Genomic DNA, 23737 nt, shown 5'->3' with positions numbered 1-23737 from the left:
CCGCGCACCGCCGCCCGGCGCGACGCGCGCCGTTCGACGCAGGCCCGCCGCGCGCCCGTCGGCCGACGGCGGAATGAAAGCCCCGCCCGCGCATCCGCGGCGCTGGCGCAGGGGTTCTTCGTGATAACGTCGCCCTCGTATGCCGGTTTACGAGCTATCGGTCGACGGAACCCTGGTTCGCGAAGCGGAGAAGGTCGTGTCGCTCGCGGGCCGCGAGTTCCCGACGCTCGTCATGCGCTGGGAATCGCGCCTCTTTGACCAGCCGTGGCTCACCACGCTCGTGCTCGACTACGTGATCGCGTTGCCGCCGCTCATCGTCGGGCAGGCGACGTTCAACGAGGTCAGGATTGCCGCCTTCACGGGCCGCGCTGGCACGAAGTTCATGTACTTCGGCACCGAGATGAGCGCGAGCGTCCCCCGCATCGCGCCCGAGATGGAGAACGCGGTCGGTCCGTCCGAGCTCTACCAGGAGTTCCGTCTCGACGAGCAGACTTGCCCGATCCCCTACCTGAAGCTGATCCAGGTCAGCCCGCGCATCTACGGCGAAGGGCTCCAGAACTACTACTCGCCCCCGATCAAGGTCGAGCGCTACGACGGGGTGGCCTCGCCCGAGCTCATCGCGGACTTCTTCCCCAAGGTCGTCGCGAACCTCGATCCCGTGAAGGGGACGACGCTCGTCGACCCCGCGCAGGGCCTCTGGACGGGCGCGCGCTTCCTCGGCGCCACGGCGATCGCCATCCTCCGGCAGGGCCGCGTGGTCGGGCTGCACCGCCGCACCGGCAAGACCGACAAGGACCCGATCCCGCCCGAGGTGAAGCGGCGCGATCCGCGGCTCGATGTGCGCGCCGACTGGGTCGCCGTGGACGTCGGCGCGGCGTCGACGGCCGTCGCTGTCCGCGGAGAGCGCGGCGGCGCCGAGTTCGTCCGGATCGGCGCCGACGGGCCGGTCCGGGTCTCGGCCGACAACGAGAACCCGAGCGAGGTCGCGTTCGAGGCGCTCGCCCGGACCACGAAGGCGTGGCGCGACCGGGTGATCCTGCCGATGACGCGCTGGGGCGACGTACTCGTCGGGCACGCGGCGCGCGACATGCGCCTCCGGCCCGGCGAGGGCGCCCACGAGCGCGCCGCGGCCTCGCTCCCGGCCCTCGCGCTCTTGCGCGAGCGGACCGAGCGCGGCGAGCCGTTCCGGCTCCGGGGCCGGTGCGATCCCGACACGACCGAGGCGCTGAAGAAGCCGGCGCCGCCCATCATCGACGAGGAAGGGATCGGCGCGCACGACCCGTTCGACCCGCTCGAGCTCTACGCGTACTACGTCGGCCTGCACCTGAACCAGCGCTCGCGGGGCATCTCCACGCGCTACGCGATCACGATGCCGACGGGCTGGTCGCCCGAGCGCCGCGCCAGCGTGCTCATCGCCTTCCGCCGCGGCCTCTTCCGGAGCCTGCCCGCGGGGCTCTGCGAGTACCACGACCTCGAGGGCCTGAAGGTCGTCGACGCGGGCCCGTCGGCGATCGCCTACGCCGTCCAGGCGTTCCGCATGTTCGGGATCCAGCCGCGCGACGGCGGCGTCCCGTTCTGCGTCATCGACGCCGGGGCCAGCGAGGCGGGGATCGCCTTCGGCCTCCTGCGGAGCGCGAAGGCCCACGAGGCGGCGCAGGGGCTGGAGCGGATGGTCGAGTACCTCGATCCCACGGCGATCCCCTGGCTCGGCGGCGAGCGGCTCCTGCACCGGCTCGCCTACCGGGTGTACGCGGCCAGCCAGGCCGAGATGCGCGAGCGCCGCATCCCGTTCGAGCGCCCGCCCGAGGAGAGCCCGCTCGGCGACGCCGAAGCGCTCTTCGCGCCGTCGCCCGACGCGCGCGCCAACACCTGGGCGCTCAAGGAGCTCCTGCGGCCCCTCCTCGAGGGGGGGCCGAGCGCGCCGGTCGCGGAGCAGCTCGCGCTGGTCGGGCTCGACGGCGAGAGCTCCGTGGTGCCGCTCTCGATCGACCGCGGCGCGCTGAGCGGCGCGATCGACGGGTGGTTCCGGGACGCGATCGACGTGTTCCGGCAGCACCTCGCCGGCGCGGTGGCGAAGATCGGGCGCGAGCCGGACCCGTACCAGGGGCTCCGGATCCTGCTCGCCGGGCGCCTCGGGATGAACCCGCGCTTCGCGGAGCTGCTCGCCGGCGTGCTGCCCGCGGGCGTGCAGCTGCACCGCTTCAAGGAGCCGGACAAGGCGAACCTGGGCGCGCCGACCGTCAAGATGGCCACCGCGCTCGGCGCGCTGTCGCTGCGGTTTGATCGGATCGGGGCCACGCTCCGCGCGGAGAAGCGCGACGCGTTCCGCTACCGCGTCGGGCGCGCCCGCCACGGGCAGCTCGCCGACGTGCTCGATCCGTCGGTCGACTACGACGCGTGGCGCGAGATGGGCGCCTGCCTGAAGCCGGAGATCGAGGTCCTGTTCATGGCGGCCGAGGACGAGGGGGAGGTCGCGGCCGACGATCCTCGGGTGCGCCGCGCGGTCTGCGCGCTCGGGCGCGACGCCGTCGGGCAGCGGCTCTACATCCGGGCCGTCGGGCCGGCGCGCGCCGAGGTCAGCGTGGGGCCGCCCGGCGGCGAGCCCTCGGCGAGCGCCGTGTGCTGGTCGGTCGACCTGCAGAGCGGCGCCGCGGAGAAGACCAGCGGCTGAGCGCATGGGGGCGCCGCGGCTTCACGTGTCCCACGCCGATCTGGAGCTCGAGGGATCGATCCACGCCGGGGCGCCTGACGGTGCCGGCTCGGCGGCCGATGGTGCCAGCGCCGCGCCGGTGGCCGACGGTGCCAGCGCCGCGCCGGCGGCCGACGGTGCCAGCGCCGCGCCTGCCGACGCCCGGCAGGCCGAGGCCAGGCTGGCCGCGCTGCTCGCGACGGCGACCGCGCTGACCGGCTCGACCTCGCTCGCCGAGGCCGCGTCGCGCGTGGTCGCCGCGCTCGTCGAGCACCTCGGCTGGGACGTCGCGGCGCTCTGGCTCGCCGAGCCGCAGGCCAGCGCCGCGGGGTTCGCGCCGCTCGCCGGGGCGTCGAGCGCGCTCCGCTGCGTCGCGGCCCGGGCGGCGGCGCACCTCGAGCGCGAGGCGATCGAGGACGCGCTCCGCCAGGAGCCGCACCCCGCCGTCGAGCACGGGCTCGTCGGCGAGGTCTTCCGCAGCGGCGAGCCGGCGTTCCGCGCCGGCGCCGTCGACTCCGCTGACGCCGCGCGCGGGCCGAGCTGGGAGCGCGCGGCGTGCGCCGCCCCGATCCCGTGCGGCGACGGCGTGGCCGGGGTGATCGAGCTGAGGAGCCGCGCGCCGCTGCGCCGCGACGAGCCGCTGCTCCTCGTCCTCGCGTCGATCGGCGGCCAGATCGGGCAGAGCGTCGCCCTGCGGCGCGCCGAGCGGGAGAGCGCGCGCGCCGCGGGCGAGCTCCGCGCGCTCGTCCGCGCCATCCCGGATCTCTGCTTCCGCCTCGACGCCGAGCTCCGGATCGTCGACTGCAACGAGCCGCGGCCCTCCGCGCTCCGCGTCGCGCCCGAGGCGCCGCTCGGCAAGCGCGTGGCCGAGGCGCTCCCCGGCGAGCTCGGGGAGCAGCTGGAGCGCGCGGTCCGGGAGGCCCGCGAGACGGGCGCCGTCGTCGCGCTCGAGCACGCCGTCCCGAGCTCGGGCGGAGAGCGCCACGTGGAGGCGCGCACGATGCCGTTCCTCGAGGGGCACGCCCTCGTCCTGCTCCGCGACATCACCGAGCGGCGGCGCGCCGAGGAGGCGCTCCGGCAGCGCGAGGAGCGCTCGCGCGAGTCGCAGAAGATGGAGGCGCTCGGCCGGCTGGCCGGCGGCATCGCGCACGACTTCAACAACATGCTCATGGTGATGCTCGGCTACGGCGAGCTCATCCTGCGCCGGCTCGGGCCCGAGAGCGCGCTCCGGCGCGACGCCCTCCAGGTCACGAAGGCCGGGGAGCGCGCCGCGGCGCTCACGCGGCAGCTCCTCGCGATGAGCCGGCGCAAGGTGCTGCAGCGCGAGGTGCTCGACCTCAACGCGGTGGTGCTCGACATGCAGACGATGCTCCAGCGCCTCATCGGCGAGAACATCGATCTGCAGACGAACGTCGGGCGGGATCTCGGCTCGATCAAGTTCGACAAGAGCCAGCTGGAGCAGGTCCTCCTGAACCTGGTCGTGAACGCGCGCGACGCGATGCCGGGCGGCGGGAGGCTCGTGGTCGAGACCTCCCTCGGCGAGCCCGGCCAGAGCCCCGCGGCGCGGTCGTTCGTGCCCGCGGAGCAGGACGAAGCCGACGCGCCCGCCGCGGCCGGCCCCCCGTACGTCGTGCTGTCGGTGACCGACAGCGGCGACGGGATGGACCACGACACGCTCGCGCACCTGTTCGAGCCGTTCTTCACGACGAAGGCGCGCGGCAAGGGCACGGGGCTCGGCCTCGCCACGGTCTACGGCATCGTGAGCCAGAGCGGCGGGCTGATCGAGGTCGAGAGCGAGGTCGGGCGCGGCACGACGTTCCGCATCTACCTGCCGCGCGTCGAGGACCGCTCCGAGACGGCGCCCGCGCGCACCCGGCCGCCGCCGGCCGGCGGCGACGAGACGGTGCTCGTCGTCGAGGACGACGACGCCGTGCGCAAGCTCATCGTCGAGGTGCTCGAGCGGCGCGGCTACGGCGTGCTGTCGGCCGCGACCGGCGAGGAGGCGCTCGCCACGCTCGCGAGCGACGGGGAGGAGGCGGTCGACCTCCTGCTCACCGACCTCGTGATGCCCGGCATGAACGGCCGCGAGCTCGCCGAGCGCGCCCTCGCGATCCACCCGCGCGCGCGCGTGCTGTACATGTCCGGCTACGCGGAGGACGTCCTCGCGGGCGCCGAGGCCGACCGCGAGCTGGTGCTGCTGCAGAAGCCGTTCACCCCCGACACCCTGGCGCAGCGCGTGCGCGACCTGCTCGACCGGCGCTGACGGGAGGGGCCGCGGCGGGCGCTCGGCCGGGGCGCCGCGGATCGAGGCTCACCGCCCGCCGCGACCGAGGACATCGTCGTCGGGCGCCGGGTCGGCGATGCCGAGCGTCGCCGCCGCCCGCCGCCGCCGCAGGTAGAAGAAGTCGCGCGGCGCGGGCTCGGCCACGTACTCCTCCGGCTTGAACTGCACGTCGGGGATCAGCGCCGACCGCGCGCGCGGCCCCTCGCCGCCCTCGCCGCGCCCGTACAGGAGGAAGCGCGGGTAGGCGTGGTTCACGTCGAGCTCCGCCACGTCGTGCGCGCCCGCGGCCTTCATCCCCCGGGCGAGGGTGCGCGCGGTCACGGCCTCGCCGAGCCCGTAGAAGAGCACCTTGCCGGTCGCGTCGACGCCGAGCGCCGAGCGCCGGATCACCGTCTCGCCGCTCACGGTCGCGCCCCAGTCGCGGTTCGAGTCGTAGAGCGCGTGGTGCAGCTCGCCTTGCTCGACCAGGCAGGGCGGCGTCTGCCGGTAGGCGGCCATCCGGGCCTCGTCGGCGCGCAGCTCGGGCCAGGTGCGCATCCGCACCGCGCCGCCGCGGTAGAGGGCGATCGTGCACGCCCGGTCGCGCGGCGGCAGGAACGTGTCGCCGTCGAGCATCATCCCGTAGTGGCCGTGCATCGCCTTGAAGCCCCCGTTGAAGGCGGCGATGAGCTCTCCCGCGTGGCCCTCGGGGACGAGCCCGGGGCGGCGCTCGGCCGGGACGTCCGGCGAGAACGGCTCCTTCGTGCCCGCGACGAGCCGGAGGTCGACGCGCCCGAGGTCGATCGCCACCACGGCGATCGCCGCGAACACGCGCCTCGGATCCGGGTGCACGGCGCTCCGCCAGAGCACCGGGGCGTCGCCGGGCCGCACGGCGTCCGGGATCGGCGTCCAGACGCCGTCGCCCGTGGCCGCGACCTCGCGGAAGGGCGGCTCGAACGGGGACGGGGACGAGATCGACTCCGCCTCCAGGCCCTCGTCCCGCACGGCCTCCGCGGCGGCGGCGGGCGCGGGCTCCCAGAACGTCTTCGGGGGCGCGTGCCGATAGACGGCCTGGTTCACGCGGTCGGCGACGCCGTAGGCCACGTCCTCGGCCCACGCGACCGGCGCCGGACCGACCACGGCCCGCGCCCCGTCGGCGAGCGCCGGGCCGAAGCCGGGGACATCGTGGATGCCGTACCAGAGCGCCTCGACGGCGATCGCGCAGACCGCGACGCAGCGCAGCGCGCGCTCGGGCAAGCGCGGGCGGGACCGCCGCCTGCGCGGGGGCCCGCTGGCGAGAGGGGGCGAAGGCTTGTCCACGGCGACCGGGAGGCTACCCGATCGCGCGGGCAGCCCCAAGTTCCGGGCTGCGAGCGAGCGCGGCCGGCCAGCTCCGCGCGCCGGAAGCCCGCGCGGAGCTCGCTACACCTGCCCGTGCGCCATGGTCCGGGGCCCGTCCTTGAACAGGATCTCGATCTTGCCCCGATCGATGACCTTCGCGACCACGCCGTCGCCGAACTTGCTGTGGTGGATGAGCTCGCCCTCGCCGAAGGTGAGGGTGGTGCGGTACGGCTTGAACGCCCCGGAGGGCTGCCCCGCGATGGCGCGCTCCCACGCGAGCGTCTGATCGCGCTCGGCGCGCTGGGCGGCCGTGAGGCGCTCCACGCCGCCGCCGCGCGTCGAGGCCGACGACGCGGCCCTCGGCTCGCCGCTGCTCCGCGACGCGGCGCGCGCGGCGGCGCGGCTCTCGCGCTCGCTCTTCGGCTGGCGATAGAGGTGGTGCGACATGCAGGTCTTGCACTCGACCTTCTTCACCACGTCGCCGACCATCGCGATGATCCGATGGGTCAGATCGAGGCGGCACTTCGTGCACCAGGCGTCGACCTCGCCGCCCGTCCTAAGCTTCTTCGTCGTCACTTCTCCTCGCGGCGCCGGTCTCGCCCGGTCTCTTTGCTTCGGTCTTTGACGTTCACTTGTGCGGTCACCTCCGGCTTCGGCAGGCCCGTCCTCGGCTCGTCCTGGCCGTCGTCTCGCTTGGCCGCCTCGTTCGGGACGAAGCGGATCTCGGTCTTGATCTCGAAGGAGAGCTTCGTCAGCACCTTCGTGATCTCGTCCGCGAACTGGGTGTGCTCGAGCACGTCCCGGATCTCCTTGGCGACGACCCGGTAGAGACCGTTCTTGGTCTCGTCGATCTGGGTGTAGAGGTAGTGGAGGACCTCTTTGGGGAGCTTGAGGTCGCCCACGAAGTGCCGGAGGTTCTCGGGCCCCTCGCTCAGCTTGTCGATGCCGCTCTCGACGGCGCGCTCGACCACGCGCTTGAAGATCTCCGGGATAGCGCGCTCGAAGAGGCGCTTCTTCTCGCCTTCGCCTTCCACCTTGTCCCCTTCGTCCTCGCGGAGCGGCTCGGTGTCGTCGGCCATGGCTCGGGCTCCCCTAGCGGGACGGGGCGGCCACGTCAATGCAGGGGTTCGCGCAGGGTGCCGGCGTCGCGCCATGGTCCAAGGATCTGCCGGATTTTGATGACGATGGGGAGCCTTTCGCGCGCCGCTTCGCGGGCAGGTGAGCTCGGCCTTCGCCCCGGCCGCGCGGCGGGAGGTCGTGGTGACCCGGACAGAACCTCGCCGCCCCGCGGCGGCCGCCCCCCTGCGATCGCGGGGGGCGCGCCGCCGGCTCAGAGCCCGTCGTAGGCGTCGGTCTCGTTCATCTCGTAGGGCTCGTCGGACTCCGCTCCAGCGTCGCCCTCGCGCGCTCGCTTGTAGGACTTCAGCATCCACACCTCCGCCGCGAACCGGCCGGCGCCGCGGCGGGCGCTGATCTCGACGGTGGCGTCGTCGTCCTCGAGCGGGCAGAAAGGCCGATCCGGCTGGACGATCGGCCAGGCGTCCTCGGTGCCGTCGCTGGCGATCATCGCCCCGCGGCTGCTCCGCACGGCGACGTCCAGGTTGAGGAGCCCGGGGCCGCCGACGGCGAACACCCGGTAGCAGGCGCCCCGGAGCGCCTGGAACTTCTCCGTCACGATCGCGCCCCCCTCGGCCACCTGCCCCTCGATCGGCTTGGGCGAGACCCGGCGCATGCCGTTCTCCGGGCCGCAGAGCAGCGACAGGCGCGTCACGTCCTTCAGCGGATTGCCGCTGATCTTGAAGTTCCCGTAGCAGCGCACCCAGGGCCCGCCGACGCGCACGGGGAGGACCGGCAGGTCGGGATCCGCGGGGGCTCCGGCGTCGCCCTCGCCCTGTCCCGCGTCCGCGTCCGACAGCCCGCCGGACCCGACCGTGACGGCCACGTTCGGCGGCGCCGCCGAGAGCACCACCGGCGGGCCGGGCTGGCCCTCCCAGGGGCGCGGCTCGTCGCGGCAGCCCGCCGCGACGAGCCCGAGGAGCAACGCGGCGCCGAGGCGCGCGGCCCTGGGGACGACCGGGGAGGGGCAGGGGCGCCGGGACGACACCGCGGTCGGCTCTTGCGCTAGAGTCCCGCGCGATGGAAGCGTTTTCTGAGCGCGGCGAGCGGCGGCCGCGCAATCCGCACAAAGCGAGGCGCGCGGCGCGCAATCCGCGCCGATGGTGCAGAGGGCGGGCCTCTCGCGCGTGAGCACGAAGCCCCGGTCGCCCTCGCGCTCGCGCGAGGGCGCAGACCAGGCGTCATCGCGCTCGCGCGAGGGCGCAGACCAGACGTCATCGCGCTCGCGCGAGGGCGCAGACCCGACACCTGCGCGCTCGCGCTCGGGCGCACGCCAGAGCCAGGCTCAGGAGCGCGCCCCGCGCCGCCGCGGCTCGTCCGGTGAGCAGGGCGCGCCCCCGCCGGCGCCGCCGGATCCGAGCGAGCGCGATCGGGAGATCGCTGCCGCCCTCGGGGCCTGGTTCGATCGCGTCGCGCGCGACCTGCCGTGGCGGAGGACGCGCGACCCCTACGCGATCTGGCTGAGCGAGGTGATGCTCCAGCAGACGCGCGTCGAGACGGTGATCCCGTACTACGAGCGCTTCCTCGCCCGCTACCCGACGGTCTCCGCCCTCGCCTCCGCCGAGATCGACGACGTGCTCTCGCTGTGGAGCGGCCTCGGCTACTACCGCCGCGCCCGCGTGCTCCACCTCGCCGCGCGCGAGATCACCGAGCGCCACGACGGCGCGCTCCCCCGCGACGTCCCGGCGCTCCTCGCCCTGCCCGGCGTCGGCGCGTACACCGCGGGCGCGATCGCGAGCATCGCGTACGATCAGCCGGTGCCGCTCGTCGATGGCAACGTCGCCCGGGTGCTCTCCCGCATCGACGGCATCGACGACGACATCCGCAGCACCTCGGGCACGCGCAAGCTCTGGTCGGCCGCGGAACGCCTCGTGCGGGCCGCCGCGGGCAGCGTTCATCCGGGACGCTTCAACCAGGCCCTCATGGAGCTCGGCGCGACCGTGTGCGCGCCCCGCAATCCCCGCTGCGAGGCCTGTCCCGTCGACGGCGCGTGCGCCGCGCGCGCCGAGGGACGGCAGGCGGAGCTGCCGGTGATCGCCCCGAAGCGCGACGTCCCGGCGGTCGCGATGGTCGCCGCGGTGGTGCGGTCGGGCGACCGCGTGCTCTTCCTCCGCCGCGCCGAGGGAGGCCTCTTCGGCGGGCTCTGGGAGCCGCCCATGGTCGAGGCGCGCGCGCTCGCGGACGCTCGAGCCCTCCTCGAGCAGGTCGGCGTCGCGCCTGACGCGCCGCTCCGCGAGGTCGGCCGCGTGCGCCACATCCTCACGCACCGGCGGCTCGACGTGACGGTCGCGCGCGCCGAGGTGGCGGCCCCGTGGCGTTGCCGGGCAAAGCTTGCCGCCCCCTACGAGAAGGCGGCGTGGCTCGATCCGGGCGCGATGGAGTACGGTGTTTCCAAACTCGCGCGAAAGGTCCTGTCCGCGGCCTCGGCGCCGGACGAAGGGAGCGCGCGCGGGACGCGCTGAACGCGCGCGGCCGGGCGGTCTGGCGCGCGCCGCGGCCTCGGAGAGGCCGGCGGCGGCTCGAAATGTCGTCCTCGCGGTCCTCCGGGGAGCGTCGCTCCGCTGCGGGCGGGGCGCGGCGCCGCTTGCGGGCGAGCTGTTGCGGCAGAGCGCCGCGGGCGGGGGCGAAACCCATATGTCGTCGCGGGACGTCGCCGGCTTTGACGCTGCAGCGCGAGCGCGGTGGCACGGAAGGCGCTTGGTAGGAGGGCGGGCAGGCCCTCTAGCCTCGCGGCGCCGGCGGTGGCCGGAGCTCGATTCAAGCCTGGGAGCTCAAGCAACATGGATGCGCGACGACGGACCACAGAGACGCTGCTCACGGCGAGCGCACCTGCGCGATCCATGACCGTGATGGCGGACGACGGAGCGCTGTACGTGCTGCCGCTGTGCGAGCGGATCGTGCTCGATGTCCTGGCCTACGAGGACGAGGGCCTCTTGGCGTTCATCCGCATCGACGGCGAGGTGGTGGCGGAGCTGCCCGTGCTCGGCCAGGCGTGACCGGGCCGGTCCCGCTCGCGCGCGAGGCGGCGCGCCGCGGCTCCCCGCGCGCGACGCGCCGCCGCTCAGCCCACGTTCCGTCGCATCCGCTGGGTCACGGGTTGCTCGTCGTCCTCGTCGGCGTCCGGGTCCACGGACTCGACCTCCTCGTCTTCCAGGAGATAGGGCAGGTCGCCGTCGTCGTCGTCATGCGACATCACGACGTCGCTGATGTCCTGCCCCCTCGTCGCTCCCTCGAGGAACTCCGCCCCGAGATCGCTCGCCAGATCGGCGGCGGCGTCGGCGGCGTCGGGGTTCACCTCGAACTCGGTGCAGCCGGCGTCGTTCGGATGGTGGTGGTAGCCGCGGACCTCATCGTCGAGCGTCGGGACCACGTCGCTGAGCTCGCTGCGCGGGCTCACCTTGCCGCGCAGCGGGGGCGCCGCTGCGGCGTCGATCACGTCGGCGAACGGATCATCCAGCTCGGTCGCGCCGACCCATCGCGCGGCCACGGGGGCCTGCGGCTGCTTGCGCGGCCTTCCCTGGTCGCTGCGATCTTCTCGTTCTCGGCGCTGCGTCGCGCTCGCGCGCGGCGCGCGTAGCGCCGGTGAAGGTGCGGCGGTGCTCTGCCTGCCTCGGGTGCTTGAATTGCTCACGGTGGTCTCGCCATGCAGGGTCCGGTCCGCAGGTGCAGCGGGCGGATACGCAACGGGGGCGAGGACCGTGCCGAGGGCCGTGGCCGGCGCCGTCGCCAAGGCGCCGCGCGCGAGCCACGCGCGGCGCTGCGGCGACGGCGCCGGCCGGGACGCAATTGAGCGTGCCAGCGAGCGCCACCTCGGGGTAGAAGGCTCGTGGCGATGCTGGAACTCCGGACCGGGCTTGCGCTCGTGGCCGTGCTGCTCGGGGCGTCCTTCGGGCGCGCCGCCGCGGCCCAGCCTGCTCCCGGCCGCGGCGAGGCGGCCGCGGAGGCGCCGCCCGGCGAGCAGGGCGGCGGCGCCGAGCTCGAGGCGTACCGCGCGCTCGCGCGGCCGCCGGGAACGGCGGCGCGCGTCGTGTCGTCCCTCGCGATGGGGACGGGGCTCCGGTTCAACAACCCGTACCGCCTGCAGACGCAGCTCGGCGACACGGCGGAGTCGCTCTCGCTCACCGCGGGGTACCTCGATCTCGGGGTCGCCCTGGCGCTGGGGCCGGCCGACGGCGTCCAGCACGGCGGCGCGCTGCGCCTCTCGATCGCGCTGAGCGGCGTCCCGCAGGAGTCGCTCACGCCGAGCTACTTCGTCGCCTACCGCGGCCTCCCGCGCGCGCTCGCGTACGGTCGGCTCGGCGCGGCGATCCTGATCGAGCCCGACGTGAACGTCGGCGGCGAACTCGCGGTGGGGCTCGGGTACTACCTCCTCGCGGGCGTCGCGCTCTCGGGCGAGCTCGTCGGGGATCTCTTCTACGGCGCCGCGACGTACGAGGCGGCGTACACCGTCTACCCCGTCGTCTCGGCGCAGCTCGGGCTCATGATCGATCACGAGCTTTTGCCATGAAGTCGCCGGGGCGCGAGCGGCGCCGTGGGCGCCTCCGGGCGAACGAGGTCGCGGGGGCCGCGGCGCTCTTGCTCCTCGCCGGCATCGGGCCGGTCGTGGGCGACATCGGCAGCTGCGGGCAGGCGCCGGAGGAGCTCGACCCGCGCAAGTTCTTCGCGCTGAAGGCGCAGATCGACTGCGCCAAGTGCGAGGAATGCGGCCTGCGCACGCGCGCCTGCGCCGCCGCGTGCAGCTTCGGGGCCGCGCCGGAGCTCCCGATCGGCTGCTACCCGCTGGTCCACGACGGCGAGGTGTGCCTGCACAAGCTCCAGACGGCGAGCTGCGACGCGTACCGCGAGCACATGGCGGACGAGGGCGCCTCCATCCCGACGGAGTGCAATTTCTGCCCACTGGAGGAGGCCCCGTGAGCGGGCGCGGCGCAGCCGCCCCCGGCCGCCGCTTCGCGCGGGCCGCTCGGGCGCTCTCGTGCGCCGCGGCGCTTTCGGTCCTGTCCGGGTGCGCCTCGAGGCCAGCGCTCCTCGCGAGCCATGACGACTACGCCGCGTACCGGGCGACCCGCGTGTCGAGGACCCTCGAGGGGCGGCTCGCGGCGGCGTCGGCGTACCTGGAGCGCCATCCGGAGGGGGCGTTCGCCGCCGAGGTGCGCGCGTACCTCGCGCGGGCCGAGCCGGTCTACTACGCCGCGAAGCGCGGGACGGCCGCGGGGCTCGCGGCGTACCTGGCCACGCTGCCGAGGGGCGCGTTCCGCGAGGACGCGACCCGCCGGCTGCGCGCGCTCGTCCGGGAGCGCAGCGCCGGCGATCTGCTCTCGCGCGCGGCCCGCGAGACCGACGCGCAGCTCTCGCGGCAGCGGGCGGAGCGCGCGCGGGTCCGCGAGGAGCTCGCCGCGTGGCTGCGCCGCTTCCTCGGCAGGGAGGCCTGGGGGCGCCCGCTCGCGGAGGCGCCCGCCGAGGTGATCGTCCCGTTCAGCCTGACGCTGCCGGCGCCCCGGTGCGCGCCCGCCGGCGAGGGCGCGGCCGTGTGCGCGAAGCGGATCGCGCTCCCGTTCGTCGTGAACGCCGGGGGCGAGAGCGCCCCGCGGCAGGCGGAGATCGAGATCTCCGTCCTCGGGGACGCGGCGGGCCGTCCGATCGAGGTCGCGATCCGGGGGCCTGATCTCTTCACGCGCCTCGAGGAGGCGCGCTCGGCGCGCGAGGTCGCCCCGGACGACCCGGAGGGCCGCATCGGGGGGATCGCCCTGGCGGTCGAGCTCGCGCGCGGCGCCTTCGCGGCGCGCGTCTCCGGCGATCCCTCGTGCGGCCGCCAGGTGGAGGCGCCCGTCGTGCTGCACCTCGAGTGCGAGGGGGCCCGCCTCGTGGCGCGGGCCGCGAGCGAGGCGGGCGAGGACGACGCCGTGACGATCGCCGTCGCCCCCGCCGCGCGCTAGGCCGCGGCTCGCTGGACCGCCAGCGCTAGCACGGCTTGTTCTTCTTCTTCCCCTTGAGCTTCGCCGTGTTCTTCGGGCACACGTCCTTGATGGCCGCGGAGCGCTCCCTGTAGATGGCCTTCATCGCCTCGAAGACGGCCCCCTGCTCGCGCTTGATGTCCTTCGTCTCCCCCGGATCCGCGACGACGTCGTAGAGCTCGAACGCGTCGTCGTCGCCGTAGGCGATGAGCTTGTGCCGCCCGCTGATGAGCGCCCTGCGCCGGTCGTTGTCGCTCGTGCGCGGCAGATCGACGATGACGTCGCGCGTCTCCGCGCTCGCGCCGTAGAGCTCGGGCACGAGGCTCTTGCCCGGGAACGACGGCTCCGGCGGGGCGCCGGTCATGTCCAGGATCGTGGGCGCGAGGTCGATGGAGCTGCGCGGCACGTCGATCCGGCGCGGGGTGATCCCGCCGGGCGCCTGGATCATCAGCGGCACGTGGGTGAGCACGTCCCACACCTCGAAGCCGTGGCGGTACATCTTGTGCTCGCCGAACGCCTCGCCGTGGTCCGCGGTGATGATGATCGCCGTGTCCTTCCCCCACGGCTGCTGCGCGACGAAATCGAGCAGCTTGCCCACGTGCATGTCGGTGAACTTGACCTCCCCGTCGTACTTGTCGCGGGCGCGCTTGCCGAACGGCTCGATCCCCTCGTGCGTCATGTACACGTCGTGCGGATCGAGGAAGTGGAAGTACGCGAAGAAGGTGCCCGAGGTGTTCGCCTTGTCGGAGAGCATCTTGATCGCGAGCTCCAGGTGCCCGGGGCTCGTCACGTTCCGGTCGGTCGTGTTGTCGGCCGAGAGCCCCGGCACGATCTCGTACACGTCGAAGCCCTGCCGGAAGCCCGCCTTCTGGTCGAAGTAGAAGTGCGCGTGCGCGGTCATCGTCCGCACCCCGGCCTTCTGCAGGAGCTCCGGGAACATCAGGACGCTGTCGGGGTAGTTGCCGAAGAAGTAGCCGCTGCGCTCGACCTCGCTCGGGTACCTGCCGGCGAGGAAGCCGCCGACGCTCATCGAGGTGTACGACGAGATCGCGTAGTGGCGCGTGTAGCTGACCGCCTTCTTCTCGAACGCGGTCAGCCGGGGCGCGATGTCGCGCTCGTAGCCGTTCCACGGCATGTCGGCGCGCAGGCTGTCGATCGAGATCACGAGCACGTTCATCTTCGGGCGCTGCGCCGCCGGCGGCCCCGCGGCGCCGCCCTCCTTGACCGCGGCGGCGCTCCCGTCGGCCGGCGCGGCGCTCTCCGCCGCGGCGGCCTGCGAGCCGGCCGCGGCGGGCTCTTGCCGCGCCGTGGGCTCCGGCGTGCGCGCGGGCGGGGGGTGGCCGTCGCCCTCGCGGGAGCAGCCCGCTCCGGCGCTGACGAGCGCGAGCGCGAGCGCCGCCGCGAGGCGCCGGCGGGCCAGGCGCGAGGGCGCCGACCAGGAGGGCGCCGGGCAGGAGGGCGCCGGTTGTCCTTCCGGTTCCCAGGCTCTCGTACGTGAAGCGACCGTGTGCATGGTGGCCGTCTTACTCCGACTTGCGCCGCTCCGCCAAAGCCGCACACCGCCGGCGAGTTCCGGTATGCTCTCCGCTCATGGCCCCGGCCCCTCGGAACCCTCCGCCGCTGCCGCCTTCGGGCCGATCGCAACCTGGGGCCAGGCCAGGGGAGCGGTCGTCGCCCGACCCGCCGAGGTCGCTCCCGCCCAACGCGCCGCGGCGCGTGGGCGAGCACGTCAGCCAGGCGCTCAAGGATCACATCACCGAGATGGCGCTCGGCCTGCTCGAGGAGCAGATGCAGGCCCGCATCGTCCACTACCGCGCCGATCTCGAGACAAACCCCGAGCTCGACGCGGTCACCGCGCAGGTCGTCGCCCAGCTGAAGGTGATCCAGGCCTCCGCGGGCGCGGGCGAGCGCGGGGCGAAGAACCGCGATTCGATCCGCGACGCGCACGAGCGGACCCTCCGCGCCCTGCTCGAGCGGGTCATCCGCGAGGACGGCATCTCGCTGCTCGTCGAGCGGCGGCTCAAGAAGATCCACAAGAACCTCGCCCGCCTGTTCTTCCAGTCCGAGCTCCACGAGAAGACGCGGGGCCGCGACGGCGCGCCGAAGGTGATCCACCACGGCGAGCAGGCGCTCTTCTACGTGCTGACCCGCTACAAGAACCGGATCGAGGCCGAGCTCGAGGGCTTCGAGTTCGCCTCCGAGGAGGCGCGGGAGCAGTCGTTCGAGCTGCTCGCGAAGCTCACGAAGGACATGCAGGACGCCTTCCTGTCGCGCCGATCGAGCGAGCTCCGGCGCATCGTCTCGGTGGTGCACGTCGTGCTCGTCGACTTCTTCGGCGAGCGGCTCGCCCCGAGCCTCGGCGAGGTCGCCGCGAAGGTCGTGCGGGACGCGCGCACGTACGAGGGCAGGGCGTTCGCGTACAAGGTGACGAGCGAGGCCTTTCCTCGCTTCCGCGCGGCGTTCGAGCGGACCCTCATGGTGATGCTCGTCGGCTTCGCCGAGGACGAGCTGGTCGCGCAGCTCGCGGACACGGCGGGCTCCGAGCGCGACGAGACGATCCTCTTCATCACCGATCCCCACCTCTTCAGCATGATCTGCGGCGAGGTCTGCGAGGGGCTCTACGAGTTCCTCTGCAACGAGGGCTTTCTCGACCTGCCGCCCGACTGGCGCCGCGCCTCGACGGCGCCCTCCGACAGCTGACCCAAGAGAAACCCACGGACATCATGAGACGGTACGACGTCGCGCGAGCGGGCTCCGGCCTGCTCCTCGCTCTCTCTATGCTCGCCGGCTGCGCGCGGGGCCCCGACGTGGACGCCTCGGGGCTCGCGCTGCGGCGCGTGGTCATCTACAGGAACGGCGTCGCGTACTTCGAGCGCCGGGGGCTCATCGACGCCGATCAGGTGACCTTCCGCGTGCGCAAGGAGAAGGTCGGCGACTTCCTCGCCACGCTCGCGGTCATCGAGGCCGGCGGCAGCAGCGTCCGGAGCGCGTCGTTCCCGGTCGAGGTCGACGACGGCTCGGGCGAGGGCGACGCGCCGGAGGAGCCCGGGCCCGAGGTGACGACGGCGTCGCCGCCGCCCAAGGACAAGGGCGCGGCGGCGGGGGAGAAGAAGCGGGACGAGCTCGAGAAGGTGAAGCTCACGCTCGACGGGCGAGAGCACGACCTCGTGGTCGGCTACGTGGCCGAGACGCCGGTGTGGCGCCCGTCCTACCGGCTCGTGATGGGCGCGGCCGGGGCCCAGGGCGCGGCGTCGAAGCAGGCGCACCTCCAGGCGTGGGGCATCGTGCAGAACCTCTCGGGCGAGGACTGGCAGGGCGTGAAGCTGTCGCTCGTGGCGGGCGCGCCGCTCGCCTTCCAGGCGACGCTCGACCAGGCGGCGATCCCGCCGCGCCCGATCGTCAGCGACCAGGGCGAGGTGATCGCGTCCGTGCCGACGAGCGAGACCACGCTGGCCGCCGAGGCCGCGCCGCCGCCGCCGCCGCCGATGCCCGCGCCGGAGGCGGCGCCGGCCGTGCCGCCGGCGGCGGCAGACGCGGATGAAGGCCACGGGTACGCGTTCGAGGCCGAGGAGGCCGGCAGGCAGCATTTCTTGAAGGAGGCCGAGGCTGCCAAGAAGATGTCCGCGAAGCCGGCGGCGAAGCGGGCCGCCAGCGGCGCGGTCGGCGGCGCGGTCGGCGCGCCTGGCGCCGCGTCCCCGCGGCGGGGCGGGGCGGTGTTCGCCGACGATCCGCTGGCCATGGACAACAGGGCGATGATGAACCCGTCGCCGCCGCGCAACATGAGCGCCCTCGCCGCGGTCGCGATGGAGGCGGGCACGACGCGCTACGACATCCCGTTCCCGGTCGACATCCCCGACCGGAGCGCGACGATGGTCCTGCTCCTCGCGAAGCAGGTGCCCGGCGAGTCGATCTTCCTGTTCGCGCCCGACGGCGGCGTGCCCGCGTCGAGCTCGCACCCGTTCCGCGTGGCGCGCTTCACGAACGACACGAAGGGGCTCCTGGAGCGCGGCCCCATCGCGGTCTTCGAGAACGGCGCGTTCCTCGGCCAGGGCATGGTCGAGCCGCTGCCGCCGGGGGCCACGACGACGGTGCCGTTCGCGCTGGAGCGGGGCCTCGCCGTCGACACGGCGCGCGAGGAGACCGCCGAGGGCGCGCGCCTCGCGAAGATCGAGGGCGGCGCGCTCGAGATCGAGCGCGACTGGGTGACGCACACCAAGTACGCCGTCCGCAACGGCGGCGATCTCGCGGCGCGGACGCTCGTGAAGCACCCCCGCCTGCACGGGACGCGCCTGCACGCGCCGCCGAAGGGCACGGAGGACAACGTCGGCACGGGCAGCGCGCTCGTGCCGGTCGACGTCCCGCGGCGGGGGACGGCGGTGCTCGACGTGGACGAGCGGCGGACCTTTCGGCAGCAGATCGACTGGCTCAGCCAGCTCGCCGACGACGCGGTGCAGGCTTACCTGAAGGACCCGCGCGCCGACGCGGCCGTGGCGAAGCAGCTCGGCCAGGCCTGGGAGGTCCGGGGCAAGCTGCGCCCGGCGATCGACGAGCGCGACAGGCTGATCGCGGAGCAGCAGCGCCTCGAGCAGCAGAGCCACGAGCTCCGCCAGAACCTCAGGGCGATCGAGAAGAACAAGACCGCCGACGAGCTCCGCCGCGACCTCACCGACCGGCTCGCCAAGGCGTCGGCCCGCCTCGACGAGATCACGAAGCGCGTCATCGTGCTCGAGATGCAGATCAACGAGCAGCAGATCCGCTTCCGCGATCTCACGAACGAGATCAAGCTCCTCGCCCCGCTCGCCCCCGTGCGCGCGGCCCCCTGAGCGCAGCGCTCCCGGTCCTCGGCGGGGGTGCCTCGCTTCCCCCGGCTCCGGCGGGGGGCGGCCCGCGTTCTCCGGGGGCTCGGCGGGGGATGCGCGCACCCCGCCGCGTCCGCGGCGCGCTCGCCCGCTACCGCGCTGGTTTGCCCGCGCTGGGCGGCTGCCGCACGGTGCCTGCGTGGGTCCAGCTCCGCTCCATGCCCGTCGCGAGCCAGGCCACCTCGACGCGCTCGCTCCCGAAGACGGCCGCGACGCGGTCGCCCCACTGCGCGGGGGCGGGGAGCTCCACGCTCTTCTGCTCCTTGATGCTGCCGAGCGCCTCGGCGCCGACGAGGAACGTGGCGATCCCCTCGCTCGCGAACGCCGACACCGCGGTGCTCGGCACGAACGGCGCGACCACCGCGCGCACCGTCGACAGGTCGGTCGCGCGCTCCGCGACCGCGCGCACCTCGTCGAGCGTCGACAGGACGAGCGCCACCCCGCCCGCCGCCTTGCCCTCGGCAGGCGCGGCCTGCGCCTTGTCGTCTTCGACGATCGGCGCGACCGGCGCCGCGGGCGCGGCCGGCTCGGCCGGGGCGGCGGCCTTGCGCCCGCGCGCCCCGACCGCCGCGCGCCCGTTGCCCTTCGGCACGCCCGCGAGCACGTCGAGCGTCAGCGGCCCCTTCCAGGGCACGGCCGCGGGCGCCGGCGGCGGCTTCTTCGTGCTCACCTGCTCGCCCTTCTTGTCGCGGAGGATCAGCACGTCGTCGGTCGGCAGCGCCCGCGGCACGGTCACCCGCACCGGCCGCTTGAACGACCGCGGATCGCCGACCGAGCCGGTGGCCACGGCGTAGGCGAGCGTCTCGGCCGAGGCCACGACGAACGACGGCGCCCCGGCGATGCGCGGCTCCGGATCGGCGGTGCGCAGCGACAGGCCGCCGGGCGGCGGCGGGTAGATCTCCGAGGTGACGACGCGCCGGTCCGGCTCGACGATGCGCGCGCCCGTCGCCACGAGGTCGACGAGCGCGCCCGACTGCGCGAGCACCTCGAGCACCTGGCGCGACGGCGGCGCGACCAGCAGATCGAGCCGCGACGGGACGCGCTTCGACTTGAGCAGCAGCGCCGCCGCGAGCATGTCGCGCAACGTCACGCCGGAGTCGCCCCCGAGGACGACCTGCGCCACCGGCTTGCCGGCGAGATCGCGGACCGGCCGGACCACGCCCTCCTCGTCCATGAGCAGCGGGTCGACGGTGCCGAGGTCGATCGAGACGACCTCCTCGCACGGCGCGCCCGGGTCCGGCACGAGCGCGCGGTGGGCCTTCGACCTGCGCTGATCGCGGAGGAAGACCTCCGTCTTCTCGTCGCTCACGAACAGCGCCGCCGCCGCGCCCACCTGCGGCGCGATCCCGCAGAGGACCGCGCGGTCGCCCACCGAGAGGAGCCGCGCGCTCGGCCCGGCGAACTCGAGGATCACCGGCGCGTGGTGCTCGCCCTCGATGCGCCGGACCACCTCGTCGAGGTTCCTGCGGAGCAGCTCGAGCGCCACGTCCCTTGCGCACACGAAGGGCCGCACCCTGCCCGATAGGTGGATCTGCACGCTCCGCGGCGGCCGGAGCCAGGCCGAGCCCGTGGCGAGCGCCTGCCCGAGCTGGCTCGGCGAGACGACGAGCGACAGCATGCCGATGCCGCCGACCGTCGCGAGGCGCGGGTCGTCGGTGAGGGCGAGCCGCGCCGGCGCGGCGAAGCGCTCGAGGTGCACGGGCGCGGGGAAGCCGATGCCCGGCCGCGCGATCGGGATGTTGTAGGTCGGGAACTCGGGAGACACCGAGTGCGGGCTCCCCTCGTCGATGTCCGCGAGCGAGCTCGCGTCGGCCACGCAGGTGCCGTCGTAGGCGACGGCGACCTCGACCGGCGTCTTCTTCATGCCCGTGGCGATGGCCTCGGCCAGCGCGCGCGACGGCGCCCTGGAGAGGATCACCTGGTCGACCTTGACCTGGACGAGATCACCGCGCAGCTGAGGATCCGTCGCCCGCCCGGCGAGGATCTTCTGGGGCATCGTGCGGGGGGGATCCCCGGCTCGCGCACGCATAGATGTTGGGCCGTCCTTGTTTTTCTTGATGAGCTGGCGGGCGCGACGCAGGGCCGCGCCCGGCCACGTTTGACGTCGTCCCGCCGGCGAGATGCGCCGGCGGGATCCGCCTGCGGCCTTGCCGCGAGGCGAAAGAACGGCCGCACGTTAGCCGCTCGCCGGGACAAGGGTCAAGGCGTGCTTTGGAGCGGGCCCCCTGGGGCGGGAATCGCCCGGCTGGGACCAGGATGCAAGAGGCAAAGCGCGCTCGCCGCTCATCGCGATTACCGCGCTGCCGGGCGGACGGCGCGAGCTTTCGCGGTGTTACGCGCCGCCGCGCCGCCGCGAGATCGCCGCTCCGCGCGCTCGTCTGCTGCCGCGGGCGGCCGGCGCCAGGCGCCCCCGCGCGGCCAGGCCAGCCATGCCGGCGCGCCCGGCCGCCCGCGGGCGCCGACCCTGGTGCCGGACGCGCGTCGGACGCGCGTCGGTTCGTTTGTTTTCCCGATCGTGCCGCGCTTGGGTAGTCTCCCCCCATGTTCCAGGCCGTGCTGAAGGAAGTCGTAGAGAACACCGAGGGCGGCATCGCGACCCTTCTCATGGATTTCGAGGGGATCGCGGTCGACAGCTACTCCAAGCCGGGGGCCGCGTTCGACATCGCCACCATCGGCGCGGAGTTCAGCGTCGTGCTCAAGTCGATCCAGCGCGCCGCCGAGATGCTCGACGCGGGCAACGCCGCCGAGATCGCGATCCAGGCGGAGAAGGTCACCACGCTCATCCGTGTCGTGAACAACTCGTACTTCGTGGCCTTCTCGATGACGCCCGACGCGAACATCGGCAAGGCCCGCTATCTCTTGCGCACCAAGGTGCCGGTGCTGCTGAAGGAGCTCGCCTGAGCGGCTTCAGGATCTCGGTCATCTCGGGGCCGAACCTCGATCGTCTGGGCAAGCGCGAGCCAGCGATCTACGGCACGGCCACGCTGGATGACATCCACCGCGCCGTCGAGGAGGCCGCACAGGCCCACGGCGCCTCGGTGTCGTGCATGCAGTCGAACTGCGAGGGGGAGCTCGTGACCGCGATCAGCCACGCCGGCGATCGCGGTTTCGACGGCATCCTCCTCAACGCCGGCGCGTACACGCACACCTCCATCGCGCTCTACGACGCGATCCGCGCGGGCGCGCTCCCGACCGTCGAGGTGCACATCTCCAACCCGGACGCTCGCGAGCCGTTCCGTCGCCGCTCCCGCATCGCGCCCGCGTGCATGGCGCGCGTCGCGGGCTTCGGTCCGAGCTCGTACGTCCTCGGGTTGCTCGGGTTGCTCGGGCACCTGGAGAAGCTGCGACCGGTCGAAAGAGGTTGAACATGCGCCGTCACTCTGGTTGAAAGGCGGCAAACATCGATGGCCGAACGTCCTTCCATGAACATCAACCTCAAGCAGTTGCGGGCGCTGGTGCGCCTCCTCGAGAAGCGCAACGTGAGCGACTTCGAGTTCGAGGACGAACACGTTCGCATCCGGCTCACGCGCGGGGGCTTCGTGCCGCAGGGCGGGGCGCCGCAGCTCGCGCCCGTCGCCTACCAGCTCCAGAGCGCGCCGGCCGCGGCGCCCGCGGCGCCGCCCGCTCCTGCGCCGGCTGCCGCGCCCGCCGCGGCGCCTGCGCCGGCGGCCGCGCCCGCTGAGGCGGGCGACGAGGGGATCTCGTACGTCACCTCGCCGTTCGTCGGCACGTTCTACCGCTCGCCGTCTCCTGACGCGCCGCCTTTCGTCGAGGTCGGCAGCCCGATCCGCGAGGGGCAGGCGCTCTGCATCATCGAGGCGATGAAGCTGATGAACGAGATCGAGGCGGACTGCTCCGGCAAGATCGTCGAGATCCTCGCCGAGAACGGCAAGCCGGTCGAGTTCGGGCAGCGTCTCTTCAAGGTGCGGCGCAGCTAGCGCTGCCCGGGCGAGGGTGCCGTGTTCCAGAAGATCCTGATCGCCAATCGCGGCGAGATCGCGATGCGTGTCATCCGCGCCTGCCGCTTGCTCGGCATCCGCTCGGTCGCGATCCACTCCGAGGCGGACGCCGCGGCGCTGCACGTCCGGTTCGCGGACGAGGCCGTGTGCGTCGGCCCGGCCGACGCGTCGAAGAGCTACCTCAACATCCCGCAGATCATCGCGGCCGCCGAGGTCACCGGCGCCGACGCGATCCACCCCGGCTACGGGTTCCTCTCGGAGAACGCGAAGTTCGCCGAGGTCTGCAAGAAGTGCCGGCTCACCTTCATCGGGCCGAGCGCGGAGGCGATGCGGACCTGGGGCGACAAGGTGTCGGCGCGCGCGGTCGCCAAGCGCTTCGGCATCCCGATGCTGAGCGGCACCGGCGTGCTCACGAGCGCGGCGGACGCGGCGGAGCAGGCCGAGCGCGTCGGCTACCCGGTGATCCTGAAGGCCTCCGGGGGCGGCGGCGGCCGCGGCATGCGCATCGTCCGCCACGCCGGCGAGGTGCAGCGCTCGTTCGAGATCGCGACGCAGGAGGCCCTGACCGGCTTCAAGAACCCGGACGTGTACCTCGAGCGCTACGTCGAGGCGCCGCGCCACATCGAGTTCCAGGTGCTCGCGGATCAGCACGGGGGCGTGTGGACGCTCGGCGAGCGCGAGTGCTCGCTCCAGCGCCGGCACCAGAAGGTGATGGAGGAGTCGCCGAGCCCCGCGATGGACAACGAGAAGCGCTCCCGGATGGGCGACATCATCCGGGCCGCGATCCTCGAGACCGGCTACACGGGCCTCGGCACGCTCGAGTTCCTGATGGATGAGCGCGGCGAGCTCTACTTCATGGAGATGAACACCCGCGTGCAGGTCGAGCACCCGGTCACCGAGATGGTGACCGGCGTCGATCTCGTCGCGCAGCAGATCCTCGCCGCCGCCGGCGAGCGCCTCTCGCTGCCGGACACGCGCCCCTGGAGCTTCCGCGGCCACGCCATCGAGTGCCGGGTCAACGCCGAGGATCCGCGCTCGTTCGTGCCGTGGCCGGGGCTCATCACCGAGTACCACTCGCCCGGCGGCGTCGGGATCCGCGTCGACTCCGGCGTGTACGGCGGCTTCCGCGTCCCGAGCTCCTACGACTCGCTGGTCGCCAAGGTGATCGCGCACGGCGCGACCCGGGCCGAGGCGATCGCGAGGCTCCGGTGCGCGCTCGACGAGTTCATCATCGGCGGCATCCGCACGAACATCCCGCTGCACCAGGCGCTGCTGCGCGATCCCGACGTCATCGCGGGCAACATCTCGACCCACACGATCGAGCGCGTCGTCTCGCAGGGCTTCTGAGCGCGGCGCTCCGGCGCCCGCGGCGACGGCGGCGCTCTCGCCGCGCGGCGTCGTCCTGCTGACGCCGCGACGGGCTCCTCCCGCTCCTCGTCGCGCGAGCGGGCGGCGCTTCCGGCCGCGGCGAGCTCGCCGGCGCGCAGCCTTTGCGCGCTCCGCCGCGCCGGCGGGCTCGCGGCTGCGGGCAGCTCGCCGGCGCGGCGGAGCGCGCAACG

The 23737-nt window shown here is 73.9% G+C and carries 20 protein-coding genes; 13 read left to right on the top strand and 7 right to left on the bottom strand.

Annotated elements, in window-relative coordinates:
- Nucleotides 1–196: 196 nt before the first annotated feature.
- Together WMF33_RS23595 and WMF33_RS23590 are read left to right on the top strand one after the other, a co-directional pair.
- On the top strand, nucleotides 197–2671 hold the full coding sequence (locus WMF33_RS23595) for a hypothetical protein (RefSeq protein ID WP_437339231.1): 2475 nt from the start codon (nucleotides 197–199) through the stop codon (nucleotides 2669–2671).
- A 25-nt stretch (nucleotides 2672–2696) separates the two neighbouring features.
- Nucleotides 2697–4952: an ATP-binding protein gene (locus tag WMF33_RS23590; protein ID WP_437339230.1), complete on the top strand. Its 2256-nt coding sequence runs from the start codon at nucleotides 2697–2699 to the stop codon at nucleotides 4950–4952.
- 48 nt (nucleotides 4953–5000) lie between these two features.
- Here WMF33_RS23590 and WMF33_RS23585 read toward each other — a convergent pair whose 3' ends face one another.
- From WMF33_RS23585 to WMF33_RS23570, 4 genes are all read right to left on the bottom strand, one after another.
- Nucleotides 5001–6209, bottom strand: a complete 1209-nt coding sequence (locus tag WMF33_RS23585; protein WP_437339229.1) for a phosphodiester glycosidase family protein — start codon at nucleotides 6207–6209, stop codon at nucleotides 5001–5003.
- 165 nt (nucleotides 6210–6374) lie between these two features.
- Entirely contained in the window at nucleotides 6375–6869 is a 495-nt protein-coding gene (locus WMF33_RS23580) for a hypothetical protein (protein ID WP_437339228.1), read from the bottom strand.
- The gene (locus WMF33_RS23575; RefSeq protein ID WP_020736653.1) at nucleotides 6866–7372 is read right to left on the bottom strand and encodes a hypothetical protein; all 507 of its coding nucleotides are present in this window, start codon (nucleotides 7370–7372) and stop codon (nucleotides 6866–6868) included. Before WMF33_RS23575 ends, WMF33_RS23580 begins: the two co-directional genes overlap by 4 nt.
- A 251-nt stretch (nucleotides 7373–7623) precedes the next feature.
- Nucleotides 7624–8397, bottom strand: a complete 774-nt coding sequence (locus WMF33_RS23570) for a hypothetical protein (RefSeq protein WP_437339227.1) — start codon at nucleotides 8395–8397, stop codon at nucleotides 7624–7626.
- A gap of 139 nt (nucleotides 8398–8536) precedes the next feature.
- On the opposite strand from WMF33_RS23570, the gene mutY reads away from it, so the two are divergent.
- A complete protein-coding gene (gene mutY, locus WMF33_RS23565) occupies nucleotides 8537–9871 on the top strand; it encodes an A/G-specific adenine glycosylase (protein WP_437339226.1) in 1335 nt (444 codons plus the stop codon).
- A gap of 318 nt (nucleotides 9872–10189) precedes the next feature.
- Nucleotides 10190–10405, top strand: coding sequence for a hypothetical protein (locus WMF33_RS23560; RefSeq protein WP_061627165.1), 216 nt, complete (start codon nucleotides 10190–10192; stop codon nucleotides 10403–10405).
- 65 nt (nucleotides 10406–10470) lie between these two features.
- Here the strand turns inward: WMF33_RS23560 and WMF33_RS23555 are convergent, their stop codons facing one another.
- Nucleotides 10471–10896 carry a hypothetical protein gene (locus tag WMF33_RS23555; protein WP_437339225.1) on the bottom strand — a complete coding sequence of 142 codons (426 nt, stop codon included), beginning with the start codon at nucleotides 10894–10896 and terminating at the stop codon, nucleotides 10471–10473.
- 345 nt (nucleotides 10897–11241) lie between these two features.
- On the opposite strand from WMF33_RS23555, the gene WMF33_RS23550 reads away from it, so the two are divergent.
- The 3 genes from WMF33_RS23550 to WMF33_RS23540 are packed head-to-tail and all read left to right on the top strand — an operon-like array spanning nucleotide 11242 to nucleotide 13342.
- A complete protein-coding gene (locus WMF33_RS23550; protein WP_437339224.1) occupies nucleotides 11242–11916 on the top strand; it encodes a hypothetical protein in 675 nt (224 codons plus the stop codon).
- A complete protein-coding gene (locus WMF33_RS23545; protein WP_437339223.1) occupies nucleotides 11913–12323 on the top strand; it encodes a hypothetical protein in 411 nt (136 codons plus the stop codon). Before WMF33_RS23550 ends, WMF33_RS23545 begins: the two co-directional genes overlap by 4 nt.
- Nucleotides 12320–13342 carry a hypothetical protein gene (locus tag WMF33_RS23540; RefSeq protein ID WP_437339222.1) on the top strand — a complete coding sequence of 341 codons (1023 nt, stop codon included), beginning with the start codon at nucleotides 12320–12322 and terminating at the stop codon, nucleotides 13340–13342. Before WMF33_RS23545 ends, WMF33_RS23540 begins: the two co-directional genes overlap by 4 nt.
- Before the next feature lie 25 nt (nucleotides 13343–13367).
- Here the strand turns inward: WMF33_RS23540 and WMF33_RS23535 are convergent, their stop codons facing one another.
- The gene (locus WMF33_RS23535) at nucleotides 13368–14873 is read right to left on the bottom strand and encodes a sulfatase (RefSeq protein WP_437339221.1); all 1506 of its coding nucleotides are present in this window, start codon (nucleotides 14871–14873) and stop codon (nucleotides 13368–13370) included.
- Nucleotides 14874–15076: 203 nt separating this feature from the next.
- Here WMF33_RS23535 and WMF33_RS23530 point away from each other — a divergent pair, with 203 nt between their 5' ends.
- Together WMF33_RS23530 and WMF33_RS23525 are read left to right on the top strand one after the other, a co-directional pair.
- A complete protein-coding gene (locus tag WMF33_RS23530; RefSeq protein WP_061621393.1) occupies nucleotides 15077–16060 on the top strand; it encodes a hypothetical protein in 984 nt (327 codons plus the stop codon).
- A 23-nt stretch (nucleotides 16061–16083) separates the two neighbouring features.
- Nucleotides 16084–18183, top strand: coding sequence for a hypothetical protein (locus WMF33_RS23525; RefSeq protein WP_437339220.1), 2100 nt, complete (start codon nucleotides 16084–16086; stop codon nucleotides 18181–18183).
- A gap of 127 nt (nucleotides 18184–18310) precedes the next feature.
- Here WMF33_RS23525 and WMF33_RS23520 read toward each other — a convergent pair whose 3' ends face one another.
- Nucleotides 18311–20215: an aconitase family protein gene (locus tag WMF33_RS23520; RefSeq protein WP_437339219.1), complete on the bottom strand. Its 1905-nt coding sequence runs from the start codon at nucleotides 20213–20215 to the stop codon at nucleotides 18311–18313.
- 545 nt (nucleotides 20216–20760) lie between these two features.
- On the opposite strand from WMF33_RS23520, the gene WMF33_RS23515 reads away from it, so the two are divergent.
- Genes WMF33_RS23515 through accC form a run of 4 tightly spaced genes read left to right on the top strand, consistent with a single transcriptional unit; the run spans nucleotide 20761 to nucleotide 23525 of the window.
- Nucleotides 20761–21120, top strand: a complete 360-nt coding sequence (locus WMF33_RS23515; protein WP_020736641.1) for a roadblock/LC7 domain-containing protein — start codon at nucleotides 20761–20763, stop codon at nucleotides 21118–21120.
- The gene (gene aroQ, locus WMF33_RS23510) at nucleotides 21117–21584 is read left to right on the top strand and encodes a type II 3-dehydroquinate dehydratase (protein WP_437339511.1); all 468 of its coding nucleotides are present in this window, start codon (nucleotides 21117–21119) and stop codon (nucleotides 21582–21584) included. The genes WMF33_RS23515 and aroQ overlap by 4 nt, the downstream gene beginning before the upstream one ends.
- A gap of 57 nt (nucleotides 21585–21641) precedes the next feature.
- Nucleotides 21642–22157: an acetyl-CoA carboxylase biotin carboxyl carrier protein gene (gene accB, locus WMF33_RS23505; protein WP_437339218.1), complete on the top strand. Its 516-nt coding sequence runs from the start codon at nucleotides 21642–21644 to the stop codon at nucleotides 22155–22157.
- A gap of 21 nt (nucleotides 22158–22178) precedes the next feature.
- Nucleotides 22179–23525 carry an acetyl-CoA carboxylase biotin carboxylase subunit gene (gene accC / locus WMF33_RS23500; RefSeq protein WP_061621323.1) on the top strand — a complete coding sequence of 449 codons (1347 nt, stop codon included), beginning with the start codon at nucleotides 22179–22181 and terminating at the stop codon, nucleotides 23523–23525.
- The last annotated feature ends 212 nt before the right edge of the window (nucleotides 23526–23737 follow it).

Source organism: Sorangium sp. So ce394, from assembly GCF_051474665.1.
Classification (GTDB): Bacteria; Myxococcota_A; Polyangia; order Polyangiales; family Polyangiaceae; genus Sorangium; species Sorangium cellulosum_D.
Note: the sequence above shows the minus strand (reverse complement) of the source record. Positions and strands in the feature narration are given on the sequence as shown.

Bases quoted from the DNA above. Each gene is read 5' to 3' on its own strand.
- WMF33_RS23575 (WP_020736653.1), bottom strand. From the start codon at position 7,372: ATGGCCGACGACACCGAGCCGCTCCGCGAGGACGAAGGGGACAAGGTG.
- WMF33_RS23560 (WP_061627165.1), top strand. From the start codon at position 10,190: ATGGATGCGCGACGACGGACCACAGAGACGCTGCTCACGGCGAGCGCA.
- WMF33_RS23550 (WP_437339224.1), top strand. From the start codon at position 11,242: ATGCTGGAACTCCGGACCGGGCTTGCGCTCGTGGCCGTGCTGCTCGGG.
- WMF33_RS23545 (WP_437339223.1), top strand. From the start codon at position 11,913: ATGAAGTCGCCGGGGCGCGAGCGGCGCCGTGGGCGCCTCCGGGCGAAC.
- WMF33_RS23535 (WP_437339221.1), bottom strand. From the start codon at position 14,873: ATGCACACGGTCGCTTCACGTACGAGAGCCTGGGAACCGGAAGGACAA.
- WMF33_RS23525 (WP_437339220.1), top strand. From the start codon at position 16,084: ATGAGACGGTACGACGTCGCGCGAGCGGGCTCCGGCCTGCTCCTCGCT.
- WMF33_RS23520 (WP_437339219.1), bottom strand. From the start codon at position 20,215: ATGCCCCAGAAGATCCTCGCCGGGCGGGCGACGGATCCTCAGCTGCGC.
- WMF33_RS23515 (WP_020736641.1), top strand. From the start codon at position 20,761: ATGTTCCAGGCCGTGCTGAAGGAAGTCGTAGAGAACACCGAGGGCGGC.
- accB (WP_437339218.1), top strand. From the start codon at position 21,642: ATGAACATCAACCTCAAGCAGTTGCGGGCGCTGGTGCGCCTCCTCGAG.